11 protein-coding genes are annotated in these 15,840 nt (G+C 65.1%); 4 read left to right on the top strand and 7 right to left on the bottom strand.

Annotated elements, in window-relative coordinates:
• The first annotated feature begins 8 nt into the window (after nucleotides 1-8).
• Complete coding sequence (locus AC6LJY_RS09300) at nucleotides 9-1,703, top strand: glycosyl transferase family protein (protein WP_498135802.1); 1,695 nt, start codon at nucleotides 9-11, stop codon at nucleotides 1,701-1,703.
• Nucleotides 1,700-4,579 (top strand): NfrA family protein, encoded by a 2,880-nt coding sequence (locus AC6LJY_RS09295; protein WP_498135801.1) that lies wholly within the window; start codon nucleotides 1,700-1,702, stop codon nucleotides 4,577-4,579. The genes AC6LJY_RS09300 and AC6LJY_RS09295 overlap by 4 nt, the downstream gene beginning before the upstream one ends.
• On the opposite strand, the gene AC6LJY_RS09290 is transcribed toward AC6LJY_RS09295, so the two are convergent.
• From AC6LJY_RS09290 to AC6LJY_RS09270, 5 genes are all read right to left on the bottom strand, one after another.
• Complete coding sequence (locus AC6LJY_RS09290) at nucleotides 4,576-5,526, bottom strand: DUF4434 domain-containing protein (protein ID WP_104143122.1); 951 nt, start codon at nucleotides 5,524-5,526, stop codon at nucleotides 4,576-4,578. The two genes, AC6LJY_RS09295 and AC6LJY_RS09290, sit on opposite strands and share 4 nt — an antisense overlap.
• Before the next feature lie 63 nt (nucleotides 5,527-5,589).
• Complete coding sequence (locus tag AC6LJY_RS09285) at nucleotides 5,590-6,003, bottom strand: YidB family protein (RefSeq protein ID WP_104143120.1); 414 nt, start codon at nucleotides 6,001-6,003, stop codon at nucleotides 5,590-5,592.
• 119 nt (nucleotides 6,004-6,122) lie between these two features.
• Nucleotides 6,123-7,364, bottom strand: coding sequence for a lytic murein transglycosylase (locus AC6LJY_RS09280; protein ID WP_498135800.1), 1,242 nt, complete (start codon nucleotides 7,362-7,364; stop codon nucleotides 6,123-6,125).
• 2 nt (nucleotides 7,365-7,366) lie between these two features.
• Complete coding sequence (locus AC6LJY_RS09275; RefSeq protein ID WP_314360930.1) at nucleotides 7,367-8,080, bottom strand: MOSC domain-containing protein; 714 nt, start codon at nucleotides 8,078-8,080, stop codon at nucleotides 7,367-7,369.
• Entirely contained in the window at nucleotides 8,077-8,922 is an 846-nt protein-coding gene (locus tag AC6LJY_RS09270) for a ferritin-like domain-containing protein (RefSeq protein WP_498135799.1), read from the bottom strand. The genes AC6LJY_RS09275 and AC6LJY_RS09270 overlap by 4 nt, the downstream gene beginning before the upstream one ends.
• A gap of 95 nt (nucleotides 8,923-9,017) precedes the next feature.
• Between AC6LJY_RS09270 and AC6LJY_RS09265 the strand changes: the two genes are divergently transcribed.
• Nucleotides 9,018-10,148: a GNAT family N-acetyltransferase gene (locus AC6LJY_RS09265; protein WP_314360927.1), complete on the top strand. Its 1,131-nt coding sequence runs from the start codon at nucleotides 9,018-9,020 to the stop codon at nucleotides 10,146-10,148.
• An 18-nt stretch (nucleotides 10,149-10,166) separates the two neighbouring features.
• Here AC6LJY_RS09265 and AC6LJY_RS09260 read toward each other — a convergent pair whose 3' ends face one another.
• Nucleotides 10,167-10,637, bottom strand: coding sequence for a cyanophycin metabolism-associated DUF1854 family protein (locus tag AC6LJY_RS09260; RefSeq protein ID WP_498135798.1), 471 nt, complete (start codon nucleotides 10,635-10,637; stop codon nucleotides 10,167-10,169).
• A 21-nt stretch (nucleotides 10,638-10,658) separates the two neighbouring features.
• On the bottom strand, nucleotides 10,659-12,944 hold the full coding sequence (locus tag AC6LJY_RS09255) for a cyanophycin metabolism-associated ABC transporter (RefSeq protein WP_046802704.1): 2,286 nt from the start codon (nucleotides 12,942-12,944) through the stop codon (nucleotides 10,659-10,661).
• Between the two features lie 269 nt (nucleotides 12,945-13,213).
• On the opposite strand from AC6LJY_RS09255, the gene cphA reads away from it, so the two are divergent.
• Complete coding sequence (gene cphA / locus AC6LJY_RS09250) at nucleotides 13,214-15,829, top strand: cyanophycin synthetase (protein WP_314360922.1); 2,616 nt, start codon at nucleotides 13,214-13,216, stop codon at nucleotides 15,827-15,829.
• The last annotated feature ends 11 nt before the right edge of the window (nucleotides 15,830-15,840 follow it).

Genomic DNA, 15,840 nt, shown 5'->3' with positions numbered 1-15,840 from the left:
ACACCGCCATGTCTTCGCTTTATTGGCCGTATTTCATCGCGGACTATTACCGCGGGCTGGAAGTGGTGACCGCCGTCGTGGGGGTCATCATCTTGCTGTCCAGCCTGGATGATCTGTTCATCGACGCCTGGTTCTGGCTGCGCGAGCTGCGCCGTTCGCTGACCGTCAAGCGACGCTACACCGCGCTGTCCGCCGAGGAGTTGCGCGCCAAGCCCGAACAGCCGCTGGCAATCATGGTGCCTGCCTGGCTGGAGTACGACGTGATCTCGTCGATGCTTGAAACCATGGTGTCCACGCTGGAATACAAGGACTACATGATCTTCGCGGGCACCTACCAGAACGACCAGCGCACCATCGACGAAGTCGAGCGGATGCGGCGGCGTTACCGCAAGCTGATCCGCGTTGAAGTGCCGCACGACGGGCCTACCTGCAAGGCCGATTGCCTGAACTGGATCGTGCAGGCCATCTTCGCGCAGAACGCGAAGCAGCCGGTGCCATTTGCCGGCGTCATCCTGCACGACAGCGAAGACGTGCTGCATCCGCTGGAGCTCAAGTACTACAACTATCTGCTGCCGCGCATCGACTTCATCCAGCTGCCGGTCACGTCGCTGGAACGTCACTGGCACGAGCTGGTGGCTGGCACCTACATGGACGAATTCGCCGAATGGCACACCAAGGACCTCGTGGTGCGCGAGAGCTTGTCCAAGATGGTGCCGTCCGCCGGCGTGGGCACCTGCTTCTCGCGACGCGCGCTGGAGGAGCTGGCGGCCGAAACCAACAACCAGCCGTTCAATACCGACACGCTGACAGAAGACTACGACATCGGGGCGCGGTTGGCGCAGCGCGGCATGAAGCAGATCTTCGGCAAGTTCGAAGTGGAATACGTCACGCGCCGCCGCTCGTGGTTCGGCCTGGGGCCGGAAAGAGTTTCCACGATCCGCATGCCGCTGGGCGTGCGCGAGTATTTTCCGAACACGTTTCGCACCGCGTACCGGCAAAAGGCGCGTTGGACATTGGGCATCGGTTTGCAAGGGTGGCAACAAGTGGGCTGGACCGGGTCCCTGGCCAATCGGTACCTGCTGTTTCGTGACCGCAAGGGCCTGGTGACGTCCTTTATCGCGATCCTGGCCTACGTGTTGCTGGCGAACTTCTTCGTGTTCTTCCTGGCCGATAAATTTGGATGGTGGAAGGTGTACTACCCGTCGTATTTCCGGCCCGGAGGATGGTTGGTGATTTTGATGTGGCTCAACGCCGTGGCGCTGCTGCTTCGCGTTGTGCAGCGCGCGTACTTCGTCGGGCGCATGTATGGCTGTGAACACGCGGTGCTGTCGATTCCCCGCATGATCGTGGGCAACTTCATCAACGCCATGGCCGCGGCGCGCGCGTGGCGCCTGTTCATCGCACACCTGATTACGGGCAAGCGACTGGCATGGGACAAGACCATGCACGACTTCCCCAGCACGGACCAGTTATCGCAGCAACGCCAGCGGCTTGGCGAATTGTTGTTGTCCTGGCAGGCCATTGACCAGGACACGCTGGCGCGCGCGCTTGAGATCCAGGCGCGCGAAAAAAAGCCGTTGGGACAGATCCTGACCGAGCAAGGCTGGTTGGACGAAGGCACGCTAAGCGAAGCCATCGACTTTCAACAATCAGGACAGGCGACCACCCCACCGCACTCCAAAGACAAACCCGCGCCGACATGACACCGTTGACCCGTTCGCTGATTCTGTCCGCCGCCCTGGCCGGCATGGGGGTTGCGCCGCCAGCCAGCGCGCAAAGCGCCACGCCCGCCACCGCGAAAACGGAAGCGCCGCTGGAAGGCGCCGCGTTTCGGTTCGCCGAAGAGGCTTACAAGAATTTCGATGCCGGCAACTATGAGCTGGCTGCGCGGCAGGCCGCATCGGCCATTGTGCTGCGCCCGGACGTGGAACGCTTGCACCTGCTGCGAATCTACGCGCTGCAAAAACAAGGCAAGCTGAAAGAAGCCGACCAGGCCGCCGCCGACGCCATCAAGGAAGGCATCGATACGCCCGCGTTACGGCAGGCCCGCGCCAATCTGCGCGCGGCACCGCCAGCCGCCTCGGCTTCCACGCCCGCCCCGGCGACCGTGCCTGGGCCAGGGCCGGGGCCCGGTACTGCTGCCGCCACCGCGCCCGGCTCCGCATCGGCCGCTGCATCGGCCTCTGCATCGCCTGCCGCATCCCCCGCCGCCTCGGCCTACCGTCGCGGCTATCCCATCGCCACACGCGCCTACGCCGACTACAAGCGCGGCGACTATGCCGCTGCCGCAAGCGGCGCCGAGCGCGCATTTCGCATCGACCCCAAGCAAGGTGCGTGGGCCATGCTGTGGCTGGACGCATTGGAAGCGCAGAACCAATACGCCCAGGCCGACGCCGCCATCGACCGCGCAATTGCGCTGGGCGCTCCGAACAAAAAAGATCTGGCTGCTCGGCGCCAGACGATGGCAGCGCGCATGGCCGCCAAACAGGCCGATGCCGCCTACCAGGCATTAAGCAACAACCGTGTGGATGATGCCGTGCCGTTGGCGCGCCAGGCCGTGGCGGCGTCACCCGACACCGCCAGCTATCGCATGCTGCTGATAACAGCGCTGATGCAAAGCGACCGCCTGGCCGAAGCCGAAGCGGCCGCCACCGACGCCATCAACGCCACCGCCGGCGCCGAAGCCACCCCCGCCACCCGCGCGCCCAACGGCAACGTTACGGCACTGGTCATGCGCGGCTACCTGCGCCAGCGCCAGGGCAAGACCGATCTGGCGAACGCGGACTTTGACGCGGCGCTCAAGCAAGGACAATTAACCGAAGCCCAGCGCCGCAACGTCCGGCTGCTGGCCGCCGACGCCGCATTGGCCGGCGGCGAAAATGCCCGCGCGCTGGCCTTGATGACGCCATTGGGCAACCAGGACAACGCCGCCGATGCGCGGATAAAACGCGCGCGTTCCCGGCCCGCCGTGCCCGCCACGCTGACGCTGGCCAATTACCCCGCGCCGGTCCAAGACTGCCGCAATGCGCAGCCCGGCGCCTACTGCGAACTGCTGCCGTCCGACGCGGTCGGCAGCGGCGGCCCCGCCGCGCGGGCCTATGCCGCCTATGCGCGCGAAGATTATGCCGAGGCCATCGCTCAGGCCCGCCTGGCCGTCGAGCAAGACCCGGCCAACCCGGAATACCAGCGGCTGTTGACCACCACGCTTGCGGCCGGCAAAGGCGCACAGCTGGCCGAGGCCCATCAACGCATGACCGACGCGCTGGTGGCGCAACCCAACGACCCCACGCTGCTGATGCAGCGCGGCTACCTGCGCCAACGTATGAAGCAGCCGGCCCTGGCATTGCAAGACTTCCAGGCCGCGCGCGCCACCGGCAAGGCGCCGCCCACCGTGATCCTGGACGAAGGTTATGCGCGCGCCGGCGCGGGCGACAAGCGCGGCGCGGTAGCGGATTTAAAGCAGGCTATTGATGAAGCCGATGCCGGCAAACTGGAACTGACGCCGCAGCAGCGCTTCGACACGCGCAGCGGCGTTGCCGAGTTGTCGCGCGAATGGGGCGGCTATGTGTCCGCCGGCTATCGCGGCGCGCGACCGGCGTCCTCCGGGCTGGGCGGCGCGGCAATCACGGTGCCTGGCGACGCCGTCTTCAGCACGGCCGAGATCTTCTGGCGCCCGGCTGACTTCCTGAATTCGGCCACGCAGACCTTCGAGTTGTATGGCCGCTTTTCCAACACCTTGTATGACAAAGGCGGCAAGACGACCGGCCAGACCGTCGCCGACCCATGCGGGGGCAGCATCGATGTCGCAGAGACCCGCAACGAAGGCATCGCGGGCTTGCCCACGACGGTCGGGTCGCTGGGCATGCGCTTCACGCCATCCACCGAGGTGGGCCTGACGTTCGGCATTGAACGGCAGTTCAACCTCGGCACTGCCACGCGCCAGGGCACGTTCAGCCCCGCGCCGGCCGCCCTGCGTTGCGCGCTGAATCAGACGAATCAATCGCCCCACTACCAGACCACGGCGGACAACGGCGCGTGGCTGGCCTACATCACCTATGGCTTGTACGAAGGCACGAACCTGCGCATCGACCGCCCCGACTGGTTCACGATGGAAGGCTATTTGCAGGGCGGCTATTCCTGGCAGGACATGCCCGCAAAATTCTGGCTGCGCAACAACGCCACCGGCGAAGACAGCGACAAGGTCTCGGGCCGCATGAAACGCGACCAGGCGTTTGGCGCCGGTGAACTGCGGGCGGGCCGCAGCTATCGGATGGATGCCATCAGCGACCGGCTGGTGTTCTTTCCGTATGCAGTCGTGGGCGCCGACTGGCTGTGGAACAAGAACCGCGCCTCCTTCAACATCCAAGGCGATTCATATTCCATCGACCAACAAGGCAATGGCTCGTCATGGTCACTGGGCGCGGGCCCCGGCTTCAACGTGCGTTACTGGTTCCGTGAAGACCACTACAACGCGCCACGATCCTATCTGGACCTGACCACGCAGTACCGTTTCAACATCGGCGGGGGCGCGGCCGACCGGGCGCGCGGGCTGTTCATCAACCTGACGCTGTCGTACTAGACGCGCGCGTCCAGCCAGGCGCGCATCAGCGCTCGCGCCTCGGGCGTGTTGTCGATGACCCAGGGATCAATCGCAAACGCCACCACCCGCTTGGCGCCATAGCCGCGCGCGACTTCCCACTGTTGCTTGACGCGATCGAAGTCCGCCGAGCGTGCCTTGAAGGTCGAGCCGTCGGTGCTGCCCGAGGGCAGTTCTTCGAACAGTTCCAGGACCAGATCGAACGATGCGCGGCGCGCCAGCAGCATGTCGTGCAGCGGCGCAAGCGCCTGGTAGTTGGCCAGGCCGGACACGCCCACGCCATCCTGGATCATGGGGTGAATCGCCACCTGGTCCAGGATGGCGCTCCACAGGTTCATCAGCGAACCGTCGGTGGGCAGGCGGGAATGGTAGGTGGAAATACAGGGCGGGCGCCCCCGGCTGGTGTCCTGCGCCGCGCGCGACAAGGCGTCCAGCCACGGCATCAGCAACGCTTGCCGCGCGGCAGAGGCCCAGTTGTATTGTTCCAGCTCGTAGGGCAGGTACCACCCACGAAACGACCTGCGCTTGGGCCAGGGCGCGGCCTGCATGTACGCCACGCCGCGCGTGCGGGTGTGGTCCAGGTAGGCGGCCAATGCCCGCGGGTTGGCGTTGCCCAGCATCTCCCACCAGCGTTGGTCGTAAGGCAGGCCCACATGCACGCCCAGGCCCTGGTGTTCGGCCTCGTCGAAAATCATGCGCAGCGTGGCATCGGACGCCATCCAGTCGTCAGGGCGTCCGCCTTCCAGGCCGACCCATTGCAGGAAGATCTCGCGGCATCCCAGGCGCCGATAGGCGGACAGCCGCACGCGCCAGTCTTCAGGCGTCAAATCCAGATGGCTGCGCCACAGTTGCAGAAACGTGGCGTTCAAGGACAGGGGCGGCGCACAGGCGGCCAACGGCGCCAACGCGCCCACGGCCAGCGCCTGCAACAGGCGCCGGCGGGTGGGAGAGGAAAGCGGTTGACGTATCAGGGGTAAGCCCGTCCCGCTGGGTCAGCCCCGATTGCCGAACATGCCGGACAACGAGGCCAGCAGGTCGGTGGGGTTGAAATCCTGGCCAGGCTGGACCTCGCCTTGCGGCGTGGCCTTGTCCACCAGTTGCGGCAACAGCGACGACAGCGAACCCAGCACCGAATCGGTGTCCTGCCCGGTCTTGGCGGCCAGTTCGTTGACGACGCCCGGGTCCAGCACGGCGCCCAGCTGGTCGGGACTGACGGGCAGGTTCTGCCCCGTGCCCACCCAAGACGCCACGATTTCGCTCAAGCCGCCCTTCTGAAAGCTGGCGATCAGGCCGGTAAGACCGCCCGGATATTTGTTCAATTGTTCGATCAGCGCCGGCAGCAGCGATGCCGAGCCTCCTTGCTGACCGCCGCCGGCCATCGAGGCCAAGGTATCCAACAAGCTCATCGCGGTGCTCCTGAAAAGTGGGAAAACCAGTATAGGGCCGCGACCGGCGCGCGGCATGTCAAGGCGGTTACCCGAGGCCGGATCTTTGCAAAACTTGTAAATCCGGCCGCTGGGCGGGATCAACGCGGCAGAGTGGGCGCCTGGGATGCCTGCGACGCCCGCAGCGCCCGCAGCGCTTTCTGGCCCGCGCGCCCGTCAGCGGGCAGCCCCAGTTCACGTTGGGCGGCTTGCAAGGCCTGGCGCGTGCGGGTGCCCACCATCCCATCGGGTTCGCCCACGTCATAGCCCTTGGCGATCAACAAGCGTTGCAGGTCGCGGCGTTCCGCCCGCGACAGCCCCGGGTCATCGGTGGGCCAGGCTTGCAGCAGCGGGCCGCCGCCGCGCAAGCGGTCCGACAGATGGGCGATGGCCAGGGCATAGCTTTCGGCCGCGTTGTACGAATACAGCGCATCGAAATTGCGAGTTACGAGAAACGCGGGGCCTTTCCTGCCGGCCGGTAGCAGCAGGCCGGCGGGCGTATCGCCCGCGGGCAGCGCTTGCCCGTCCGCGCGCGTCACGCCTAGTTTTGCCCACGCGGACATTGCCCGTTTGTTCTTGCGCCCCGCCCCGGCCGTATCCAGCGCGGCGGGCAGGCGGACTTCATAGCCCCAGACCAATTGCGGATTCCAGCCGGCGCGTTTCAGGAAATTGGCGGTTGAGGCCAGGGCGTCGGGCACGCTGTCGACCAGGTCGCGGCGGCCGTCGCCATCAAAATCCACCGCCAGCCGAAGATAGGTCGACGGCATGAACTGCGTTTGACCAAAAGCGCCGGCCCACGAACCCACCAGCCGCTCCGGCGCGATGTGTTCGTCCTGGATGATTTTCAGCGTTGAAAAAAATTCGCCTCGAAAATACGCTTGCCGCCGGCCAAAGCACGACAGCGTGGACAGGGACGTCAACAAGGGGCGCCCGCCCAGCGTACGGCCGAAGTTGCTCTCCACACCCCAGACCGCCGCGATGGTGGCTGGGTCAACCTGATAGCGCGACGCCGCACGCGCCAGGTCAGCCTGCCAGCGCGCCATGCCGGCCTGCCCGTCCGCCACGCGCTCGTCATCCACCAGGCCCGCCATGTAGTCCCAGATGGGCGTCTTGAATTCGGGCTGCGCATCCAGCAGATCGATGACCGCCATGTCGGGCAACAAGCCTTTCGTGTGGGTGTCGAAGGTGGCGGCGGACACGCCCGCTTTCTGCGCGGGGCCGCGCAGCTGCGACAGGCAGGCGGCGTAAGGGTCGGCCGCCTGGGCGCCGAAAGCAGGCACGGCAAGCGCCGCGCAGCAAAGTGCCCGGGCCAGGGCGGATGTAGTCGGTAAGGACACTTTCATGTTTAACGTTCCTGCGATGTCGGGGCGTCCACATCGCCTTGCAGGCGGCGGGTCCAATCTTCAACCTGCCCGGCCTGAGCGCGCTTTTCGAACAGCGCCCGCCAGTTCGGCGACAGTTCGGGCAGCGCAGCCAAGGCGTGCAGCACATCCGCGTCCAGCACGCGCCGGTTCAGCACGTCTTGCACGCGGGCAAGCGGCCATTGTGCATGCGGGCGTTCGGACAGCGTCAGCGTGTCGCCCGCGCACAGCCAGCCCTCTTGCAGCACGCGGTAATACCAGCCCGTCATGCCGCTGGCCTGCACGCGGGCCGCCATGCCGCGCCGGGCGAATCGGTGATCCAGTTTCCAGCACGGCTGGCGCGCTTGCGACACCTGGATCAAGGCGGTGCCCGCGCGGAACACATCGCCCACGCAAACGTCGGCTTCGGTCATGCCTTGGGTGGATATGTTTTCGCCGAATGCGCCCGGCGCCTGCAACACCGCGCGTTCGCCCAGTTCGGCTTGCCAGGCGGGATAGTGTTCGCGGGCGTAATGATGCAGCGCCTTTTCCGGGCCGCCATGAAAACGGCGGTCGGCTTGTTCGTCGCCGCGCAGCCCTTCGGCCCCCAGCCACAGGCGCTGGGCGACCGGGTGTTTGTCGATACCGCTATCGCGGCCGGAATCGCCCAGCGGACGCACGGTGCCGGTCAGCAAGGCATCAATGGTGATCGGTGTCATCGAGTGTTCAGTTCCGGCTGGTCGGCTTGCAACGCGGCCAGCTCGGCGTCGTCGAACCCCGCCGCGCGGCGCGCTTCCAGGTTGAACGGGCCGCGCAACCGGGGGGCGTCATAACGCCGCGCCAGGTCGGCGTAGCAGGCCACGGGTTCCAGGCCCGATTGGGCGCATAGGTGCTTGAACCAATGGTTGCCGATGGCCACATGGCCGATCTCGTCGCGCAGGATGATGTCGACGATGGCCGCGCTGGGCGCGTCCCCTGCCCCGGCCAGCTTGTTGCGGATCATGGGCGAGGCGTCCAGCCCGCGCGCCTCCAGCGTACGCGGCACCAGCGCCAGGCGCGCAAGCAGGTCGCCCCGCGTGCGCTCGGCCATGTCCCACAAGCCGTTGTGCGCGGGAAAGTCGCCATAGGCGTAGCCCAGCGCCGCCAACCGCTGGCGCAACAGGTCGAAGTGATAGGCCTCTTCGCGCGCCACGCGCAGCCAGTCGCGATAGAACGCGTCGGGCATGCCGGCAAAACGCCACAGAATATCCAGCGCCAGATTGACCGCGTTGAATTCAATATGGGCCAGCGCGTGCAGCAGCGCGGCGCGGCCTTCGACCGTGGCCATGGACCGATGCCTGACCTGCGCGGGCGGCACCAATTCGGGATGCTCCGGCCGGCCGGGCAAGCCGTGCGGCGCGACGAATTCGCGGGTGCGGTCCAGCGGCGCGCTATCGGCGATATGGTGCACGGCCGCCAGTTTTTCCGGCCACGTCTTGGCGGCAAGCGCGGCCAAGGCCTGCCCGCGCAAGCATTCCGCAATCGGCGCGGCATCTGCCGCGGCGATGGTGTTGCTGTCCATGGTGTTTCCAATCCCAGGCGGCCCGTGCCGCCGCAATCCCTGAAAAAGCCCACGGTTTCAAACCCGCGTGCTGGCGAAGACTTTATCATTCACGGATGGATTCCCTGCGCTTGACCATTGAAACCGACCTGTCCCGCATCGACGCCCATGCCTGGGACGCGCTGGCCGGTGATCAACCCTTTCTGCGGCACGCGTTTCTGTGCGCACTGCATGAGACGGGATGCGCCGCGCCGGCCTCGGGCTGGGCGCCGCATTATCTGGCACTGTGGCGTGACGGCGCGCTGGCCGCCGCCACGCCGCTTTACCTGAAGTCGCACTCGCGTGGCGAATACGTGTTCGACTACGCCTGGGCCGACGCCTTCCAGCGCCACGGCATGCGCTATTACCCCAAGCTGCTGTCGGCCATTCCGTTCACGCCCGTCACGGGGCCGCGCCTGTTGGCCACCAACGACGAAGACCGCGCCACGCTGGTGCGGGGACTGGTCGCCTTTGCCGAGGAGATCAAGGTGTCGTCGCTACACCTGCTGTTTCCGGCCGACGCCGACATGCACGTGCTGCGCGAGGCCGGCTTCATGATCCGGGAAAGCGTGCAGTTTCATTGGACCAACCCGGGCTACGCAGATTTTGACGCATTCCTGGCGCTGATGAGCCACGACAAGCGCAAGAAGATCCGCCAGGACCGCAAGAAGGTCGCCGCCGCCGGCTTGTCTTTCCGCTGGTTGCGCGGTGGCGACATTACCCCCGCCGACCTTGGCTTTTTCTACGACTGCTATTGCCGCACGTATTTCAACCACGGCAATCCGCCCTATTTAAACCGCGATTTCTTTGAACGCGCGCATCGGGAACAGCCGGACGCGTTTGTATTGATCCTGGCCGAACGCGACGGCGTGCGGGTGGCGGCAGCGCTGAATCTGGCGGGCGGCGACGTGCTGTATGGGCGCTATTGGGGCGCCACCGAATACGTGCCGGGCCTGCATTTCGAGACCTGTTATATGCAGTCGATTGCGTACTGCATCGCGCAGGGAATCCGCCGTTTTGAAGGCGGCGCGCAAGGCGAACACAAGATGGCGCGCGGCTTGTTGCCGACGCCGACATGGTCGGCGCACTGGGTGGCGCACCCCGGTTTTGCCGAGGCGATCCAGAACTTCCTGGACGAAGAAACCTCGGCGGTCACGGACTATCTGGGCGAACTGGAATCGCACACGCCGTTCAAGGGCAGCGCCTAGCGCGCCAGCGCGGTATTCCTACAAGAAGCGGTCCAGCAGCTTGCGGCTGTGCTTGTCCAACGCCAGGATGTCGCGCACCAGATAGAAGATGCCGTGGCTGTCGGCGATCAGCAGCGTCTGCGGGCTCAGCCTGCGGATGTCTTCCTCGCCGCGCAGCGTGAAAGACGTGGGGCCTCGATCCGTTTCAACCTTCCAGGTGCTGGGCGTGGCAAAGGTCGATACGCTGGCCAGCTTGCGGATTTCGGGCATGAATTCACGCCCGGCAAGCTCTTCTTCGATCAACGCCCGTTGCGGCGCCGGCACGTCGGACAGGTGTTCGATCCACAGCAGTTCGTGGCCGTCGCCGGTCACCAGCGACAGTCCGCGTCCCGCTTCGCTGATGGGGAAGGCGCGCACGGGGATGACGCCTTCGTGCGTCTGGCCGTCGGCGGATTGATATTCCAGACGCCCAAAGGCATTGCGGCGTAGCTGAAAGGTCGGCAACGTCATGAAGATAATCCCGGTTCGGCGTCAGGCCACGGCGGCCATGTCTTCGCTGCCCGACGCCTGCGCGTCGGCTTCCGCCTGGCGCGCTTGCGCCTGGTAGAGGCGATAGTAGGCGCCCTCGCGGGCCATCAGTTCTTCGTGCGGCCCTTGCTCGACGATCTGGCCGCGGTCCAGGACGACCAACCGATCCGCCTTGCGCAGCGTGCTCAACCGGTGCGCGATGGCGATGGTGGTGCGGCCACGGACCAGGTTGTCCAACGCCTTCTGAATTTCCTTTTCGGTGGTGGTGTCCACCGACGACGTGGCTTCGTCCAGGATCAGGATGCGCGGGTCGATAAGCAACGCACGCGCAATCGAGATGCGCTGGCGTTCACCGCCGGACAGGGCTTGGCCGCGCTCGCCCACCAGCGAGTCGTAGCCGTGCGGCAGTCGCAGGATGAATTCATGCGCATGGGCCGCACGGGCCGCTGCGACGATTTCATCGCGGGTGGCATCAGGCTTGCCGTAGGCAATGTTCTCGGCAATGGTGCCGAAGAACAGGAAAGGCTCTTGCAGCACCAAGCCGATGTTGCGCCGATAGTCGGTCACGCGCACCGAGCGGATGTCGATGCCGTCCACCAGCACCGCGCCTTCGGATACGTCGTAGAAACGGCAGATCAAGTTGATCAACGTGCTCTTGCCCGAGCCGCTGTGACCGACCAGCCCAATCATTTCGCCCGGGGCGATGGTCAGGTTCAGCCCGCGTATCACCTGGCGGTTGCCGTAGCGGAAACCCACGTCGCGCAATTCGATGCGGCCGTTGATGTGCGGCAGCGTGGCCGGCTTTTGCGGTTCGGGCACGCTGGACACATGGTCCAGCACGTCAAAAATGCGCTTGGCGCCGGCAGCGGCCTTTTGCGTGACCGACACAATGCGGCTCATGGAATCCAGGCGCAGATAAAAGCGCCCGATATACGCCAAAAACGCAGCCAATACGCCGACCGTGATCTGCTTTTGCGACACCTGCCAGATACCGAATATCCACACCACCAGCAGCCCCACTTCCGTCAACAACGTGACGGTGGGCGAAAACAGCGACCACGTGGTGTTGACGCGGTCGTTCACTTCCAGATTGCGATTATTGGCTTCGCGAAAACGCGCGACTTCACGCTTTTCCTGGGCGAATGCCTTGACCACACGAATGCCGGGAATGGTGTCGGCCAGCACGTTGGTGATTTCGGACCAGATGCGGTCAACCTTTTCAAAGCCGTGGCGCAGGCGGTCACGCACCGCGTGAATCATCCAGATAATGAACGGCAGTGGCACAAGCGTCACCAAGGCCAGCCACGGGTTGATCGACACCAGGATCACCGCCGTCATCACAATCATCAGGATGTCGGTGGCGAAGTCCAGCAGGTGCAAAGACAGGAACACGCAAATGCGGTCGGTCTCGCTACCGATGCGGGAAATCAGGTCGCCCGTGCGCTTGCCGCCAAAGTACTCCAGCGACAGTTGCTGCAAGTGCTCATAGGTGGTGGTGCGCAAATCGGCGCCGATACGCTCGCTGACCCAGGCCAGGATGTAGGTTCGGGCCCACCCCAGCCCCCAGGCCAGGAAGGCGGACGCCAGCAAGCCGCTGAGATACATGCGCACCTTGCTGTAGTCGATAGGCGCGCCGTTCTGGAACGGAATCAACACGTCGTCCATCAGCGGCATGGTCAGGTAAGGCGGCACCAAGGTCGCGGCCGTACCCAGCAACGTCAGCACGAAACCGACCAGCAAGTGGCCGCGATACGGCCGCGCAAACCGCCAAAGCCGCAACAACGCCCACGTGGACGACGGTGCGGCTTGTTCCTGGTTGCAGGTCGGGCATTCTTCCTCGCCTGCGGGGATAACGTTATTACAGACGGTGCAATTGCGTTCCTGCGGCGCTTCTTCGGCTTTGCCCGAAAGCCGGATCGCCTGCTGCGATTCAAACTGCGCCAACAGGCGCAGCGCGGCCGGGTTGCGGGCCAGCGTGAAACGCCAGACGGCCAGACGCGCCGTGTCGTCGTGCAATTCCAGCACGGCGGCCCCAGCGTGGTCCGTCAGATTAAGCGTTAATTGCGGCCCGTAGGCCCACGAATCCCAACCGTTATCGGCGGAATTTCGGGCTAGAAGGCGCCGGTCAGTCGCGGCGACCAGCCCCGGCTGGAACTTCAGCCGCTGGTCCAGGTCTATTTCAACCCAGGCCAGCAAGGTTTCGCCATCCGCTAATTCAGCGCGGATTTCATCCCGCCAGCGGGCAGGAAAGGCATCGGCAAGGCCGGAAAGCAGGTGTGGTTTTTTCATTGGAACGCATACCGGGCCAGGACTCTGCCCTACTAGGCGGCAACCGGTTTACCACCTATGGCGGCAAACGTGTCCCTTCCTTACAACACAACGAGTTCACGCCTTGAAGGCGTCGTATAGTAGCAGCCGATTTTTCTAATTAGGAATATCTGGGATCCCCCACTCGTTGGCATTATTCTTACAGCGCAACCCCAAAAATTCGCAATAAATTCGCGGTCTTACATAGGGGCGTCCGCGCGTGCCAACCTGCTTCTCAAGTAAATTAAAACATGAAAAAGAAAGACATTGAATTTCTCGATGTCGTGGCTTTGCGCGGCCCGAACATTTGGACGTATCGCCCGGTCCTTGAAGCATGGGTGGATATTGGTGAATTGGAAGACTATCCGTCCAACACCATTCCCGGGTTTTACGAGCGCCTGTCCGAATGGCTGCCGACGCTGATCGAACACCGATGCAGCCCCGGCGTGCGCGGCGGTTTCCTGGCCCGCCTGAAAGAAGGCACCTGGCCCGGCCACATTCTTGAACATGTCACGCTTGAATTGCAGAACCTGGCCGGATTGCGCGGCGGCTTCGGCAAAGCCCGCGAAACGTCGACCCGCGGCGTCTACAAGGTGGTGGTGCGCGCCTGGCAGGAACAGGTCACCCGCACCGCCCTGAACGAAGCGCGCGACCTGGTCATGGCCGCCATTGAAGACCGCCCGTTCGACGTGCCCGCCACCATCGCCAAGCTGCGCAGCCTGGTGGACAAGCACTGCCTGGGCCCCAGCACCGCCTGCATCGTGGATGCCGCCGATGACCGCGACATTCCCTATATCCGCCTGTTTGAAGGCAACCTGGTGCAATTCGGCTACGGCTCGGCCCAGCGCCGCATCTGGACGGCCGAGACCGACCGCACCAGCGCCATCGCCGAAGGCATCTCGCGCGACAAGGACCTGACCAAGGAACTGCTGTCGACCTGCGGCGTGCCCGTGCCCGAGGGCCGCCTGGTGCGCAGCGAGGACGACGCCTGGGAAGCCGCCGAGGACATCGGCCTGCCCGTGGTGGTCAAGCCGTATGACGGCAACCATGGCCGTGGCGTCTTCACCAACCTGACAACCCGCGAAGACGTGGTGTCCGCCTACCGCGTGGCGGTGGACGAAGGCAGCGGCGTCATCGTCGAACGCTTTGTGCTGGGCAACGAACACCGTTTGCTGGTGGTCGGCAACCGCATGGTGGCCGCCGCCGCCGGCGAACCGGCCTGGGTGACGGGCGACGGCAAGTCCACCATCACCGAATTGATCGACAGCCAGATCAACATCGATCCGCGCCGTGGCCGCACCGAAAACCATCCGCTGAACCTGGTCCGCCTGGATTCAGCCGCCCGGCTGGAAATTGCCCGCCAGGGCATGTCGGAAGACAGCGTGCCGGCCGACGGCCAGCGCGTCTTGGTGCAGCGCAGCGGAAACGTGGCGTTCGACGTAACCGACCGCGTGCATCCCAGCATTGCCGCCACCGTCACGCTGGCCGCCCGCGTGGTGGGCCTGGACATTGCCGGCGTGGATCTGGTGGCTGAAGACATCACGCGCCCGCTGGCGGAACAGCGCGGGGCCATTGTTGAAGTCAACGCCGGCCCAGGCTTGCTGATGCACCTGAAGCCGGCCGACGGCGCCCCGCGTCCGGTGGGCCGCGCCATTGTCGACCACCTGTTCCCCGACGGCGACGCCGGCCGCATTCCCATCGTGGGCGTCACGGGCACCAACGGCAAGACCGTGGTGGCACGCCTGGTTGCGCGCCTGTTGCATCTGTCCGGCAAACGCACCGGCCTGGCGTGCAGCGAAGGGCTGTACCTGGACCGCCGCCTGGTGCAAAAGGGCGACCGCGCCGATTTCGCGTCCGGCACCCGATTGCTGATGAACCGCAACGTGGACGCAGCCGTCATCGAAAACGACAGCGGCGTCATCCTGGGCCAGGGCCTGGCCTATGACCGCTGCCAGGTCGGCGTGGTGACCAATATCGACGACGCCGACCATCTTGGCGACTTCGACATCAACGAAACGGAGCGCATGTTCAATGTGTTCCGCACGCAGGTCGACGTGGTGTTGCCGACGGGCGCCGCCGTGCTCAACGCGCGCGACCCCCGCGTGGTGGAAATGGCCGAGCTGTCCGATGGCGCGGTGATCTTCTTCGGCATCGACCCCGCCCTGCCCGCCATTGCCGCGCATTTGCAGCAAGACGGCCGCGCGGTGTTTGTGCGCGACGGCGGCATCATCCTGGCGCAAGGCACCCGCGAAGAACGGCTGGCCGACGTGGCCGCCATCCCGTTGACGCATGGTGGCCGCGTGGCCTTCCAGGTGGAAAACGTGCTGGCCGCCGTGGGCGCCGCCTGGGCGCTGGACATTCCCGTGGAGCTGATCCGCGCCGGTATCGAAACCTTCGATATCGATCAGGCCGACGCGCCCTGGCAGTTCACGCTGTTTGAACGCAACGGCAGCACGGTAGTGGTAGACGACGTGCACAACGCGTCCGCGCTGCGCCCGCTGATTGCCGCCATCGACCAGTTCCCGTCAACGCGACGCGCCGCGGTGTATTCCGCCGGCGCCGACCGCCGCGACGCCGACCTGATCGAACAGGGCCGCCTGCTGGGCGACGCCTTTGACCGCGTCGTGCTCTATGACGACATGACCGTGCAAAGCAAGCGTCCCGAAGGCCAGGCGCGCGCGCTGCTGCGCCAGGGGCTGTCGCAAGGCAGCCGCGTGAAAGACATCCAGGACGAGCCGGATCATGGCAAGGCCATCGAAAGCGTGCTGAACGGCATTGCAGCGGGCGACTTCGTCCTGCTGCAATCCGACGAAGCCTTTTCGGGCCCCACCATCGATCTGGTCCGCCGCTGGATTCAACAATACTGACAGGAATACCT

The organism is Achromobacter sp. RT286_PF, assembly GCF_059760425.1.
Note: the sequence above shows the minus strand (reverse complement) of the source record. Positions and strands in the feature narration are given on the sequence as shown.

Bases quoted from the DNA above. Each gene is read 5' to 3' on its own strand.
- AC6LJY_RS09300 (WP_498135802.1), top strand. From the start codon at position 9: ATGTCTTCGCTTTATTGGCCGTATTTCATCGCGGACTATTACCGCGGG.
- AC6LJY_RS09295 (WP_498135801.1), top strand. From the start codon at position 1,700: ATGACACCGTTGACCCGTTCGCTGATTCTGTCCGCCGCCCTGGCCGGC.
- AC6LJY_RS09285 (WP_104143120.1), bottom strand. From the start codon at position 6,003: ATGAGCTTGTTGGATACCTTGGCCTCGATGGCCGGCGGCGGTCAGCAA.
- AC6LJY_RS09280 (WP_498135800.1), bottom strand. From the start codon at position 7,364: ATGAAAGTGTCCTTACCGACTACATCCGCCCTGGCCCGGGCACTTTGC.
- AC6LJY_RS09275 (WP_314360930.1), bottom strand. From the start codon at position 8,080: ATGACACCGATCACCATTGATGCCTTGCTGACCGGCACCGTGCGTCCG.
- AC6LJY_RS09270 (WP_498135799.1), bottom strand. From the start codon at position 8,922: ATGGACAGCAACACCATCGCCGCGGCAGATGCCGCGCCGATTGCGGAA.
- AC6LJY_RS09265 (WP_314360927.1), top strand. From the start codon at position 9,018: ATGGATTCCCTGCGCTTGACCATTGAAACCGACCTGTCCCGCATCGAC.
- AC6LJY_RS09260 (WP_498135798.1), bottom strand. From the start codon at position 10,637: ATGACGTTGCCGACCTTTCAGCTACGCCGCAATGCCTTTGGGCGTCTG.
- AC6LJY_RS09255 (WP_046802704.1), bottom strand. From the start codon at position 12,944: ATGAAAAAACCACACCTGCTTTCCGGCCTTGCCGATGCCTTTCCTGCC.
- cphA (WP_314360922.1), top strand. From the start codon at position 13,214: ATGAAAAAGAAAGACATTGAATTTCTCGATGTCGTGGCTTTGCGCGGC.